Origin of the sequence: Kitasatospora sp. NPDC057500, from assembly GCF_042802195.1 — a bacterium.
Classification (GTDB): Bacteria; Actinomycetota; Actinomycetes; order Streptomycetales; family Streptomycetaceae; genus Kitasatospora.
In genome coordinates, this window is sequence record NZ_JBHVER010000008.1 from 21,393 (window position 1) to 33,776 (window position 12,384).

10 protein-coding genes are annotated in these 12,384 nt (G+C 76.7%); 7 read left to right on the top strand and 3 right to left on the bottom strand.

Annotated features, from left to right (window positions below; translation table 11 throughout):
* Nucleotides 1-48: 48 nt before the first annotated feature.
* The 5 genes from ACFU74_RS03200 to ACFU74_RS03220 all read left to right on the top strand — a co-directional run bounded on the left by ACFU74_RS03200 (nucleotide 49) and on the right by ACFU74_RS03220 (nucleotide 7,117).
* The gene (locus ACFU74_RS03200) at nucleotides 49-1,839 is read left to right on the top strand and encodes an IucA/IucC family protein (protein ID WP_380751078.1); all 1,791 of its coding nucleotides are present in this window, start codon (nucleotides 49-51) and stop codon (nucleotides 1,837-1,839) included.
* Nucleotides 1,836-3,182 (top strand): MFS transporter, encoded by a 1,347-nt coding sequence (locus ACFU74_RS03205; RefSeq protein WP_380750920.1) that lies wholly within the window; start codon nucleotides 1,836-1,838, stop codon nucleotides 3,180-3,182. Before ACFU74_RS03200 ends, ACFU74_RS03205 begins: the two co-directional genes overlap by 4 nt.
* Nucleotides 3,179-4,900, top strand: coding sequence for an IucA/IucC family protein (locus tag ACFU74_RS03210; RefSeq protein ID WP_380750923.1), 1,722 nt, complete (start codon nucleotides 3,179-3,181; stop codon nucleotides 4,898-4,900). Before ACFU74_RS03205 ends, ACFU74_RS03210 begins: the two co-directional genes overlap by 4 nt.
* Nucleotides 4,897-6,150 carry a type III PLP-dependent enzyme gene (locus tag ACFU74_RS03215; protein WP_380750926.1) on the top strand — a complete coding sequence of 418 codons (1,254 nt, stop codon included), beginning with the start codon at nucleotides 4,897-4,899 and terminating at the stop codon, nucleotides 6,148-6,150. The genes ACFU74_RS03210 and ACFU74_RS03215 overlap by 4 nt, the downstream gene beginning before the upstream one ends.
* Before the next feature lie 169 nt (nucleotides 6,151-6,319).
* Nucleotides 6,320-7,117 carry an inositol monophosphatase family protein gene (locus ACFU74_RS03220; protein ID WP_380751081.1) on the top strand — a complete coding sequence of 266 codons (798 nt, stop codon included), beginning with the start codon at nucleotides 6,320-6,322 and terminating at the stop codon, nucleotides 7,115-7,117.
* Nucleotides 7,118-7,157: 40 nt separating this feature from the next.
* Here ACFU74_RS03220 and ACFU74_RS03225 read toward each other — a convergent pair whose 3' ends face one another.
* Together ACFU74_RS03225 and ACFU74_RS03230 are read right to left on the bottom strand one after the other, a co-directional pair.
* A complete protein-coding gene (locus ACFU74_RS03225) occupies nucleotides 7,158-8,654 on the bottom strand; it encodes a pyridoxal phosphate-dependent decarboxylase family protein (protein WP_380750929.1) in 1,497 nt (498 codons plus the stop codon).
* On the bottom strand, nucleotides 8,651-10,102 hold the full coding sequence (locus tag ACFU74_RS03230) for a diaminobutyrate--2-oxoglutarate transaminase family protein (protein ID WP_380750932.1): 1,452 nt from the start codon (nucleotides 10,100-10,102) through the stop codon (nucleotides 8,651-8,653). Before ACFU74_RS03230 ends, ACFU74_RS03225 begins: the two co-directional genes overlap by 4 nt.
* A 180-nt stretch (nucleotides 10,103-10,282) precedes the next feature.
* Between ACFU74_RS03230 and ACFU74_RS03235 the strand changes: the two genes are divergently transcribed.
* Nucleotides 10,283-10,996 carry a class I SAM-dependent methyltransferase gene (locus ACFU74_RS03235; RefSeq protein ID WP_380750935.1) on the top strand — a complete coding sequence of 238 codons (714 nt, stop codon included), beginning with the start codon at nucleotides 10,283-10,285 and terminating at the stop codon, nucleotides 10,994-10,996.
* 65 nt (nucleotides 10,997-11,061) lie between these two features.
* Nucleotides 11,062-11,427 (top strand): PH domain-containing protein, encoded by a 366-nt coding sequence (locus ACFU74_RS03240; RefSeq protein WP_380750938.1) that lies wholly within the window; start codon nucleotides 11,062-11,064, stop codon nucleotides 11,425-11,427.
* A 25-nt stretch (nucleotides 11,428-11,452) separates the two neighbouring features.
* On the opposite strand, the gene ACFU74_RS03245 is transcribed toward ACFU74_RS03240, so the two are convergent.
* On the bottom strand, nucleotides 11,453-12,358 hold the full coding sequence (locus ACFU74_RS03245; protein ID WP_380750941.1) for an NADP-dependent oxidoreductase: 906 nt from the start codon (nucleotides 12,356-12,358) through the stop codon (nucleotides 11,453-11,455).
* Nucleotides 12,359-12,384: the final 26 nt, after the last annotated feature.

The window sequence follows — 12,384 nt, forward strand, 5'->3', positions numbered from 1 at the left end:
GCCGCTTCCGGTCCCGCCTCCTCCGGTTCCGCCGCCGACGCCCTCGCACTGCGGGTGCTGTCCGCGCTGCTGCGCGAGGACGTGCTCCACCTGCGCACCCGCGCCGCCGTGGAGCAACGGGCCGACGGCGACTGGCTGGTGTCCGCCGGACCGCGGATCGCCGTCCCCGTCGCCGCCGACGGCTTCCAGAGCGAGTACGCCGCCCGGCTCCCGCTCGTCGAACTCGACGGCCGCCCCGTCCGCGGCCTGGACGCCGTCCTCACGGCCCTCGCCGGGCACGCCGACCCGGAGGACCGGCCCGGCTGGGCCGCGTTCGCCGAGGAGTGCCGCCAGACCCTCGCCACCATGGAACTGCACGAGCGGGTCCGCGACGAGGTCCACACCGCGCTCACCGACCTGTACGGCGCCGACCCGGCCCGCTGGAGCGGCCCCGCCGCCGCCCTCGGCCACGACACCCTGGCCGCCTACCTCGACCACCCCGTCTACCCCACCGCGCGCGGCCGGTCCGGCCTCGACGAGACGCAACTGCGCTCCCACGCACCGGAGTTCCACCCGGCCTTCGAGCTGCGCTGGCTCGCCCTGCCGGCCGGCACGCTCACCCGGCACGGCGAGCGGCCGCTGCCGCGCTGGTGGCCCACCCAGGGCTGGCTCGGCCTCGACCTGCCCGGCGGCGACCAGGCCTGGGAGACCCTGCCGGTCCACCCGCTCACCGTCGGCCCGGCCCTGGACGAGGCGCTCCGCGCCACCGGCCTCGACGGGCGCGCCGTACTCGCCGAACGCCCGTACCTGACCGTCGTCCCCACCCTGTCGATGCGCACCGTCGCCGTCGCCGAGGACCCCGTCCACCACCTCAAGCTCCCGCTGGCCACCGCGACCCTCGGCCGGCTCAACCGCCGCACCATCAAGCCCGGCACCCTGCGCGACGGCGCCGCCGGACAGCGGCTGGTCGAGGCCGTGCTGGCGCGCGAACCGCGCTTCGCCGGGCGGATCCTGCACGCCGACGAGCAGACCTGGGCGCACGCCGGGCACGAGTTGCTGGCGGTGCTGCTGCGCCGCCAACCGGCCGGGCTGGAGCGGTCCGTGACCGTTCCGCTCGCCGCCCTGCTCGCCGCGGCGCCCCGCACGGGCGCTCCCGGGAGCGGGGCCGGTACAGGCGGCGGCAGCGGTGACGGCAGCGGCAGCGGCAGCGGCACCAGCGGGCGCCTGGTCGTCGACCACCTCGCCGACCGCTTCTTCGGCGGCGACCCGGTCGCCCTCTACGACGCCCTGCTGGAACTGCTGCTGGACTGGCAGACCACCCTCTTCGGGTACGGCGTCGCACTGGAGTCCCACCAGCAGAACACCTCGCTGGTCCTCGACGAGGACGGCGGCGCCCCGCGCCTGCTCTTCAAGGACGACGACGGCCCGCGCGTCCACACCGGCCGCCTCGTCGCCGCACTCGGTGAATCGGCGCCCGCCCGTGAGGAGTTCGACGACGCCCGGGTCTTCACCGAGGACGACCGCCCGCTCACGGACCTGTTCGCCACCATCACCGGCCACCTGTGCACCGGCGCCCTGGCGTTCGGCCTCGCCGCCCACGGGCGGGCCGGACTCGACGACCTGCTGGCGCTGCTGCGCAAGCGGCTCGCCGCGGCCGTCGAACGGGCCGGACCGGCCGCCGAACCGCTGCGCGCCGCCCTGCTCGACGCCGAACGGCTGCCGGTCAAGGCGATGGTCACCGCCGGAACCCTGCTCAGCAAGCAGCGCTCGGGCGCCGCCGACATCAACAAGCACTACACCGACGGCCCCAACTACCTCCTCCCGCACAACGGTTCCGGCACGACGGGAAGCGGGCGATGACGGTCGACGCGGCGCCCCGGACATGCGGCTTCGGCGCCGTGGACCCCGGCGGGCTCGGCCGCCGCCAGGTGCACGCCGTCGCCGCCTGCTACTTCGTCGCCTCCTTCGCCGCCCTCGGCCTGCCGCCGTACCTGACCGCGATCCTGCCCGCCCTCGGCGACCCGGACGGCCGCTGGGCGGGCGTCCTCTACATCGTCCCGACGGTGTTCAGCGCCCTCGGCGCCCCGCTCTGGGGGCGGCTCGCCGACCGGTTCGGCCGCAAGCGGCTGCTGCTGCGCGCCCAACTCGGCCTCACCGTCTCCTTCCTGCTGGCCGGCGCCGCCGACTCGCTGACCGCGTTCACCCTCGCCCTCGTCCTCCAGGGCTTCCTCGGCGGCACCTTCGCCGCCACCAACGGCTACCTGGCCGCCGCCCTCGACGGCGCGCGACTGTCCAGGGCGCTCACCCTGATGCAGGGCAGTGCCCGGGCGTCGCTGGTGGCGGCGCCGATCCTGGTCGGCGCGCTGTCGCCGTGGATCGACCCGCACCGGCAGTACCTGCTGATGGCCGCCCTGCCACTGGCCGCCGCCGGCCTGCTCGCGCTGCTGCCGGAGCCGGGCCGGCCGGGCGTTCCCGGCGCGGGGCGGGGCGTCAAGGGCAGTGGGGGCGCCGGGCCCGGAAAGGGTGCCGCAGCCACCGAGGAGGCCCCGGACACCCCGGACGGCGGGGGCGGCGGGGACGTCAGCGGCGGCGGCGGGGGCGTCGCCGACGCCTCGTCGTCCGCCGAGGCCCCGCGCCGGGGGTCGCTGCGCGTGCTCTACGCCTTCGAGTTCGCCTTCGTCTTCGCCACCGTCATCTCCTTCCCCTACCTGATATCCCTGGCCGAGCAGCGCCTGCCCGGCGTCTCCGGCACCACCACCGGCGTGCTGTTCGCCCTGCCCCACCTGTGCTACCTGGCGTTCGCCGCCCGCACCCACACCGCCTTCCTGCACCGCCCGCACACCGGCCTCGCCCTCGGCTTCGTCCTCGTCGCGCTCGGCCTCGCCGGACACGCCCTCGCCGACTCGCTGCCCGTCTTCGTCACCGTCCGGCTGCTGCTCGGCGCCGGGCTCACCCTCGGCTTGGTCTGCCTCGCGGTGCTGGCCGCCGAGGCCGCCCGCGGCCGGGCGCCCGGGCGGATGTTCGGCACCCTCGAATTCGTCTCCAAGGGCGGCGCCGTCGCCGCCGGAGCCGTCGCCGCGCTGGCCAACGGCCGGTTCGGTGCCGCCTCCCCCGTGCTGGCCGGCACCGCCGCCGCACTGCTGGCCGCCGTCGCGGCCACCGCCTTCAGCTCCCCCGTCCGCCAGCGTTGGAGTCACTCATGACACACCAACTGCCCACCGCCGACCACGCGGTGGCCCACACCCTGGTCAACTGCCTGCTGCGCGAGGTGTCCGCGCCCGAGCACCAGACCGCCGTCACCGACGGCCGGCTGCTGATCCGCCTGCCCCGGCGCGGCGCCCTGCTCCGGGTCGCCCTGCGCCGCACCTCGCTGCTCGGCGCGCACCGCTTCACCGGCCCGGTCGAGGAGCAGCACGAGGACGGCTGGCGCGAGTTGGACCGGGACGGGCTCGCCCGGCACGTCCAGGGCGAACTGGAGCTGCGCACCGGCACCGTCAACGAGGAGTTCCTCGGCCAGCTCGCCTCCAGCCACGCGGCCGTCGCCGCCGCCCTGGCCGGACGCCCGGAGCCGGGCGCCGACCGCTACCTCGAATCCGAGCAGGCACTGCTGTTCGGACACCGCTTCCACCCCGCCCCCAAGTCCCGCTCCGCCGAGCACGGCGACTGGCGCGACTACGCCCCCGAGGCGCGCGCCGCGTTCCCGCTGCGCCACCTCGCCGTGCGGCGGGAACTGGTCGCCGAGTCCTCCGCCGATCCGGCCGCGACCGCGCTGCTCGACGGGCTCGGCCCCGCCCCGGACGGCTACCGGCTGCTGCCCGCCCACCCGTGGCAGTACCAACTGATCGGCGACCACCCGCTGTTGAGGGGCGCGCTGGAGAGCGGGGACATCCTCGACCTCGGCCCCGGCGGCGCGCCGTTCGCCGCCACCGCCTCGGTGCGGACCCTCTACGGCGCGGGCGCGTTCCTCAAGTTCAGCCTGAACGTGCGGATCACCAACTGCCTGCGCAAGAACGCCGCCTACGAGCTGACCGGCGCCGTCACCCTCACCCGGCTGCTCGCCCCCGTGCTGGCCGACCTCGCCGAACGGTTCCCGGACGCGGCCGTGCTGCGCGAACCCGCGTTCCGCACCCTCGCCGTTCCCGGCGCCGACGGCCGGCCCGACCGGGCGCTCTACGAGGGGTTCGGGCTGATCGTCCGCGAGGGCCTCGGCGGCGCGCTGCGCCCCGGCGTCACCCCGCTGCTGGCCGCCGCCGTCGCCGACGAGTACCCGACCAGCTCGGCGCACGTCTCCCGGCTGCTGCCCGGCGCGGCGGACGCGGCGGGGGCGCTCGACTGGTGGACGGCCTACCTGCGGCTGCTGCTCCCGCCCGTGCTGGCCGCCTACTTCGACCACGGCGTGGTCCTGGAGCCGCACCTGCAGAACGTGCTGATCGGGGTGGACGCCGCCGGGCGGCCGGTCCAGGTGCTCTTCCGCGACCTGGAGGGGACCAAGCTCGTCCCCGAGCGGCACGCGGCCCTGCTCGCCGCGCTGCCGCCCGAGGTGGCGGGGCCGATGGCGTACGACGCCGAGCGGGGCTGGGACCGGGTGGTCTACTGCCTGCTGGTCAACCACGTCGCCGAGTTGCTCGCCGCCCTCGCCGACCTGCACCCGGCGGCCGAGGGGGCGCTGTGGGAGGCGGTGCGCCGCGTCCTGGCCGAGTACGCCGCCGTGCACGGGTGCCCGCCGCGGCTGCGGGCGCTGCTGGCGGGCGTGCCGCTGCCCGGCAAGGCCAATCTGCTCACCCGCTGGGAGCGCAAGGCCGACCGCGCGGCCGGCTATGTCCGTCTCGCCTCGCCGCTGGCGCGCTCCGTGCTGGCCGAGGCGGCGCACGCCCCGAACCCCGTGCAGGCCCCGCCCGTTCCCGCCGGAAGGACCCGATGACCCCCCCCGCCCCCGCTACCTCCGCCGCCGCTTCCGTGACCGAGGCCGTCCGGCGCCACGTCGCGGGCCTGGCGGCGGAGCAACTGCCCGCCTACGTCTACGACCTGGCGGCGCTGCGGGCCCACGCGGCGGCCGTCCGGGCCGCCCTTCCGGAGCGCGTCGAGCTCTACTACGCCGCCAAGGCCAACCCCGAGGCGCCGGTGCTGGCCGCGCTGCGTGACGCCGTGGACGGCTACGAGGTTTCCAGCGGCGGCGAGTTGGCCCATGTGCGGGCGGCCGTGCCGGACGCGCCGCTGGCCTTCGGCGGGCCGGGCAAGACGCCCGCCGAGATCGCCGCCGCCGTGGACGCGGGCGTGCACCGGTGGCACGTGGAGAGCGAGCAGGAACTGCGCCGGCTCGCCGCCGTGCTGGCCGACCGGCCGGACGCGGTGGTGGACGTGCTGCTGCGGGTCAACCTACCGGTCGGCGAGGGCACGCTGGACTCGGTGGCGCTGGCGATGGGCGGGCGGCCGACGCCGTTCGGGCTGGACCCGGACCGGGCCGAGGCCGCCGTCCGGCTGCTCACCGAGCCGGTCGGGCCGCTGGGCCCGGTGCGGCGGCGCCTGCGGCTGCGCGGCGTGCACGCCCACCTGGCGAGCGGGCTGGCGGCCGGGGAGCAGCTGGCGATCGCCGAGCGGATCGTCGCCTGGTCCGTCCGGCTGGCGGAGCGGCACGCGTTCGCGCTGGACGAGGTCAACGTGGGCGGCGGCATGGCCGTCGACTACGACGACCCGGCGGCGCGCTTCGACTGGGCGGCGTTCGGTGAGGGCCTCGGCCGGCTGCTGGAGCGCCACCCGGGTCCGGTCCTGCGGATCGAGCCCGGCCGGGCGCTCACCGCGTACTGTGGCTGGTACGCCACCGAGGTGCTGGACGTGAAGCGCAGCCACGGCGAGGACTTCGCGGTCGTCCGCGGCGGCACCCACCACCTGCGCACCCCGGCCACCCGCGGCCACAGCCAGCCGTTCGACCCGCTGCCGGTCGCCGCCTGGCCGCACCCGTGGGCGCGCCCGGCCGTGACCACCGGCCGGGCGACCCTGACCGGCCAGCTCTGCACCCCGAAGGACGTCCTCGCCCACGCCGCCCCGGCGGCGGCCGGCCTGCGCACGGGCGACCGGGTGCTCTTCGGCATGGCGGGGGCGTACGCGTTCAACATCTCGCACCACGACTTCCTGATGCATCCGCGCCCGGGCTTCCACTACCTCGGCGGCTGACGGCTGACAGCTGACAAATTTCAGATGACAGATTCTGAAATCTGTTATCTGTCATCTGTTATCTGTCAGCTGTCATTTGTCAGCCCCCGCCACGCCGCCCGCCCCGCCGCACGCCGACTCCGCACTGACGTGCGAAAGTGGTACCGGCGAAGGGAGCGGGCACGTGCTGATGGACAAGGTGGCGGAGATCATCGCCGAGGCCTCGGCCGAGGTGGTGGAGCCCCGGTTCCGGGCGCTGGCGGCCGGCGAGGTGATGGAGAAGGCCCCCGGCGAGGTGGTCACCGTCGCCGACCGGGAGGCCGAGGTGATCATCGCCCGGCGCCTGCGCGAGCTGCTGCCCGTCCCCGTGGTGGGCGAGGAGGCCGTCGCCGCCGACCCTGACCTCGCCGGAGCGCTGCTCGCGGAACCCGCCGTCTGGCTCGTCGACCCCGTCGACGGCACCTCCAACTTCATCGCCGGCCGGCCCGAGTACGCGCTCATGGTCTCCCTGGTGCGCGACGGCCGGACGGTCGCCGCCTGGATCCGGCACCCCGTCACGTCCACCACCTACACCGCCGAACTCGGCTCCGGCGCCTGGCGCGACGGCCACCGCCTCACCCGCGCCCCCGCCGGCGCCGACCCCGCCAAGTGGCGCGGCTCGGTGAAGAGCCGCTTCCTCGACCCGTCCCGCCGCCGCCTGCTGGAGGCGAACACCGCCGCCTTCGGCGAGATGACCCCGGGCCGCCACGCCGCGGGCTTCGAGTACCCGGACATCGCCGAGGGCGCCGCGGACTTCATGCTCTACTGGCGCACCCTCCCCTGGGACCACGCGCCGGGCTCCCTCCTCCTCACCGAGGCCGGCGGCCGCTCCGCCCGCCTCGACGGCACCCCCTACCACCCCGAGCCCCCCGGCGGCGAGGACGGCCTGCTCGTCGCCGCCGACCCGGCCACCTGGGAGCGCTGCCGCGAGATCCTGCTCGCGCCGTAGCAGCCGGGCCCGCCGCCCCGGCCAGCCGCCCCCACCCCCGCTACCGCCCCGCCACCCACGCCTCCCGGCCGGCACGGGCGACCTCGCCGAGCAGGCCGGCGACCTCCTCGGGCGTGGTGTGCGGATTGAGCAGGGTGAGTTTGAGCCGCACCCGGCCCGGCCCCTCGCCGGGCAGTTCGGTGCGGCCGACCACGGCGCGGCCGGCCCGCAGCAGTTCCCGGCGCAGCCCGGCATTGACCCGGTCGACGGCGGCCTCGTCCCGGGCGTCCGCCGGGCGGTAGCGGAAGAGCAGCGCGGTCAGCACGGGTTCGGCGTGCAGTTCGAGGTCCGGCTCGGCGCGGACGGCGTCGGCGGCGGCGAGGGCGAGGTCGTGGCAGGCGTCGACGAGCCGGCCGAGTCCGGCGCGGCCCAGGGTGCGCAGGGTGACGGCGAGCTTGAAGGCGTCCGGCCGCCGGGTGGTGCGCAGCGAGAGCCCCAGCAGGCTCGGGTATCCGGCCTGTTCGTCGTCGGCCGGGTTGAGGTAGGCGGCCCGGCGGGCGAGCGAGACGTAGGTCTCGGCGCGGCGGACCAGGAAGACGCCGGCGGCTGCGGGCTGCCAGCCGAGTTTGTGCCAGTCCAGCGCGACGGAGTCGGCCCGTTCGATGCCCGCCAGCAGCGGGGCGAGCCGCTCGGAGAGCAGCGCGCCGCCCCCGTACGCGGCGTCGACGTGCAGCCAGGCGCCGTAGCGGGCGGCGAGGTCGGCGGCGGCGGGCAGCGGGTCGACGGCGCCGGTGTCGGTGGTGCCGGCGGTGGCGACGACGGCGACGGGGGTGTCGCCGGCCCAGACGGCCTCCGCCAGGGCGCGTTCGAGGGCGGCCGGGTCCATGCGCAGGTCGCGGTCGACGTCGACGGGGACGACGGCCCGTTCGCCGAGGCCGAGCAGGGCGGCCGCGCGCTGGACGGAGAAGTGCGCGGCCCGGGAGGCGAGGATCCGGGGCCGGGTGCCGGCGGGCAGGCCGAGCAGGCCGTCGAGTTCGACGATGCCGTCGAGCCGCTGGTCGCGGGCGAGCATCAGGCCCATGAGGTTGGACTCGGTGCCGCCGGAGGTGAGGACGCCGGCGGCGCGGGCGGGGTCGTAGCCGACCAGGGTGGCGAGTTCGGCGAGCAGCGCGCGCTCCAGCGCGGTCGCGGCGGGGGCCTGGTCCCAGGAGTCCTGGGAGGGGTTGAGGGCGCTGACGGCGAGGTCGGCGGCGGTGGCGACGGCGAGCGGGGGGCAGTGCAGGTGGGCGGCGCAGTAGGGGTCGGCGGGGTCGGCGGCGCCGTGGGCGAGGAGTTCGGTGAGGCGGGCGAGGGCGTCGGGGCCGTGTGCGGCGGTGAACGTGTCGGCGGTGCGGGCGGCGAGGTCGGCGGGGTGGCCGGGGGGCAGCGGGCCGCCGCGCCGGGTGGCGCCGGTCTCCAGCGCGTCGAGGACGGTGGCGAGCAGCGGGCCGAGGGCCGCGGGCCCGCCGACACCGCCGGACAGGGCGTCGAGCAGCGGGCCGTCGTCGTCCACGTTCACGCGGAGGCCCCCGCGGCCCCTGCCGCCGACGCCCCCGACGCCGACGCCGACGCGATGGCGTCGGCGAGCCGGTCCAGCACCGCGGCCGCCTGTTCGTCGGTGATGGTGAGCGGGGGCAGCAGGCGCAGCACGGCGTCGTGCCGTCCGCCGAGTTCGACGATGAGGCCGCGTTCCAGGCACGCCTCCCGCACCCGGACGGCGAGTTCGGGGGCGGCGGGCCGTGCCCCGCAGGTGTCGGGTTCGGCGGCCGGGTCGACGAGCTCCACGCCGATCATCAGCCCGCGCCCGCGCACGTCGCCGATCACCGGCAGCTCCCCGGCCAGTGCCCGCAGCCGTTCGGTCATCCGCGTGCCGACCGCCGCCGCCCGTTCGGCGAGTCCGTTGGCGGCGACGTAGCGCAGGGTGGCGGCGCCGGCCGCCATGGCGAGGGTGTTGCCGCGGAAGGTGCCGGTGTGCGCGCCGGGCCGCCAGCCGTCGTACTCCTCGCGGTAGACGACGACGGCGAGCGGCAGGCTGCCGCCGATGGCCTTGGAGAGCACCATCGCGTCCGGCAGGATGCCGCTGTGCTCGACGGCCCACATCGCGCCGGTGCGGCCGACTCCGGTCTGCACCTCGTCGACGACGAGCGGGATGCGGCGCTCGGCGGTGATCCGGCGCATCGCGCGCAGCCAGTCGTCGGGCGCGGGGACGACGCCGCCCTCGCCCTGGACGGCCTCCAGGATCATCGCGGCGGGCGGGACGACGCCGCCGGACGGGTCGTCGAGCAGCCGCTCGACGTAGGTGGCGGACAGGGCGGCGCCGCGCTCCCCGCCGACTCCGAAGGGGCAGCGGTAGCCGTAGGGGTAGGGCAGCCGGACCACCTCGCCGCCGCCGGGCAGCGGTTCCTTGACGGCGACGTTGCCGGTGAGCGCGAGGGCTCCGGCGGTCATCCCGTGGTAGGCGCCGGTGAAGGCGAGGGCGCCGGAGCGGCCGGTGGCGGTCTGGGTGAGTTTGAGCGCGGCTTCGACGGCGTCCGTCCCGGCGGGGCCGCAGAAGTGCACGCGCGCGCCGTCGGCGAAGGCGGGCGGCAGGCTCTCGAAGAGGGCGGTGGTGAAGTCGTCCTTCTCGGCGGTGGCGAGGTCGAGCAGGTGGAGCGGGGCGCCGCTGTCGAGGGTGCGGCGGATCGCCTCCAGGACGACGGGGTGGTTGTGGCCGAGCGCGAGGGTGCCGGCGCCGGAGAGGCAGTCGAGGTAGCGGCGGCCGTCGGCGCCCTCGACGGTCATGCCGTTGGCGCGCACGGGGACGATCGGGAACGAGCGCGCGTAGGTGCGGGCGGCGGACTCGCGGACGCGCTGGCGCCGCAGCACGGCGGCGGCCGGGGCCACGGCCTGGGCCGCGTCGGCCTGGGCGGGGGCGGGCGCGGGGACGGGGACGGTCGGACCGGTGGCGGGCTCAGCGGCGAGCGTCAAGGCAGGCTCCCAAGAAATTAGGTGAGCCTAACCTTACTTCTCCGCTTCGCCCGGATCCGCCCCAGGCCGCCGGAACCACCCGTGTGAGTGACAGCGGGCCCGTTTCCCCAACGAGCGACCCGCCCCGAGGTCACGCTCCGACGCCGCGCCCCGGCCTCCCGCCCGCGCTACCCTCACCGCATGCCGCCCTCGCTTCCCGCCCGTCCCGCGCCCGAGCACGACGCGTACGCCGCCGAACTGGCCCGCACCCGCGAGTTCTTCGCCGTCCGCGCCGCCGGCTGGGACGCCAGGTTCCCCGACGACGGCCCGCGCTACGCCGCCGCCGTCGCCGAACTCGGCCTGCGCCCGGGCGAGTCGGTGCTCGACGCGGGCTGCGGCACCGGCCGCGCCCTGCCGCCGCTGCGCGCGGCGGTCGGCCCGGGAGGCCGGGTGCTCGGCGCCGACGTGACCCCGGAGATGCTGCACGAGGCCGCCGCCCGCCACCCGGGCGCCGCCGCCCTGCTGCTCGCCGACTGCGCCCGACTGCCGCTGCCCGACGGCGCATTGGACGCCGTCTTCGCCGCCGGCCTGATCTCCCACCTGCCCGAACCGGCCCGCGCCCTCGGCGAACTCGCCCGGGTGGCACGCCCCGGCGCCCGGCTCGCGCTGTTCCACCCCGTCGGCCGCGCCGCGCTCGCCGCCCGCCACGGCCGCGCCGTCACCCCGGACGACCTGCGGGCCGAACCCAGCCTCCGCCCCCTGCTCGCCGCCGCCGGCTGGCGCCTCACCTCCTACACGGACGTCGACGACCGCTACCTCGCCCTCGCCGAGCGGGCCGGGGCCGGGGCCGGGGCCGGGAACAGGACCGGGACCGGTCCGGACGCGGGCACCGCCGAAGGCGCCGCCCGGGCATGATCACCGGCATGGCAGACTCATAGCCCACCGCACCCGGACCCGGGTGCCAGACGAGAGGGGCCGGCATGGCGCTCTTCGGCAACGCCCACCGAGTGGAGAACAACGAGGCCCAGAAGGAGTTCGCCCGGCTGTTCGGCCCGGGCGAGCAGGTCCACGCGGCCTACCAGCTGGTGCGCGACTCCTTCCTGTTCACCGACCGCCGGCTGATCCTCGTCGACAAGCAGGGCATCACCGGCAAGAAGACCGAGTACCACTCGATCCCCTACCGCTCCATCACCCACTTCTCGGTGGAGACCGCCGGCAGCTTCGACCTGGACGCCGAGCTGAAGATCTGGATATCGGGCGCCGCGCTGCCGATCTCCAAGAACTTCACCAAGGGCGTGGACATCTACGAGGTGCAGGCCCTGCTCACCCAGTTCGTCACCCGCTGACCCCGTCGGGCGGCACGCGCACCGCTCAGAACACCAGGGCGAGCTTCCCGTTCAGCCCGCCCCGCCGGAACCGCTCGTGCGCCCGGCGGACCTCGTCCAGGGCGAACACGGCGTGCACCCGCGGCCGCAGCGCACCGCCGTCGACCAGCCGGGCGAGCTCGCCGAGCGCCGCGCCGTCCTCGCGCACCTGGTGGACGGTGGTGCGCACGCCCCGGCCGGACAGGTCGGGGACCGGGCCCGCCTGGGTGGCGATCGAGGCGTAGCGACCGCCGTCGGCCACCGCCCCGGTGACGAAGGCCCCGAAGGTGTCGAACACGGCGTCGTAGCCGCCCCCGCGCAGCGCGCGGCGGTCGGTGGTGACCAGTCCGGCGCCGTGCGCACGGGCGAAGGCGCCCTGCTCCTCCCGGGAGACCAGGGCGTCCACCTCGACGCCGCGCGCCCGGGCGATCTGCAGTGCCAGCCCGCCGACGGCTCCGCCGGCGCCGGCGACCAGCAGCCGCTCACCGGCCTCCACCGCCAGCCAGTCGAGGGTCTGCCAGGCCGTCAGCCCGGGCAGCGGCAGGGTGGCCGCCGCGGCCGGTCCGATCGTCCTGGGCGCGCGGGCCACCGCCGCGGCCGGCAGCGCGACCAGCTCCGCCCACGTCCCGCGTCCGGAGGCGAGCTGGTGCGACATCGCCACGACCGGCTCCCCGGCGCGCAGTCCGCTGTCTCCGCCGTCGACCACGGTGCCCGCCAGGTCCCAGCCGAGCGTCATCGGCAGCGGCGGCGCCCCCTCGCCGATGGCGCCCTCCCTGGTCTTGTCGTCGACCGGGTTGATGCCGGTCGCGGCGGCCCGGATCAGCACCTCCCCGGGAGCCGGCTCGGGCTCGGGGAGGTCGGCGACCCGCAGGACGTCGGGAGTGCCGAAGCGGTCGATCCGGATGGCGCGCACGGGAGGCCCTTCTCACACGACGGTTG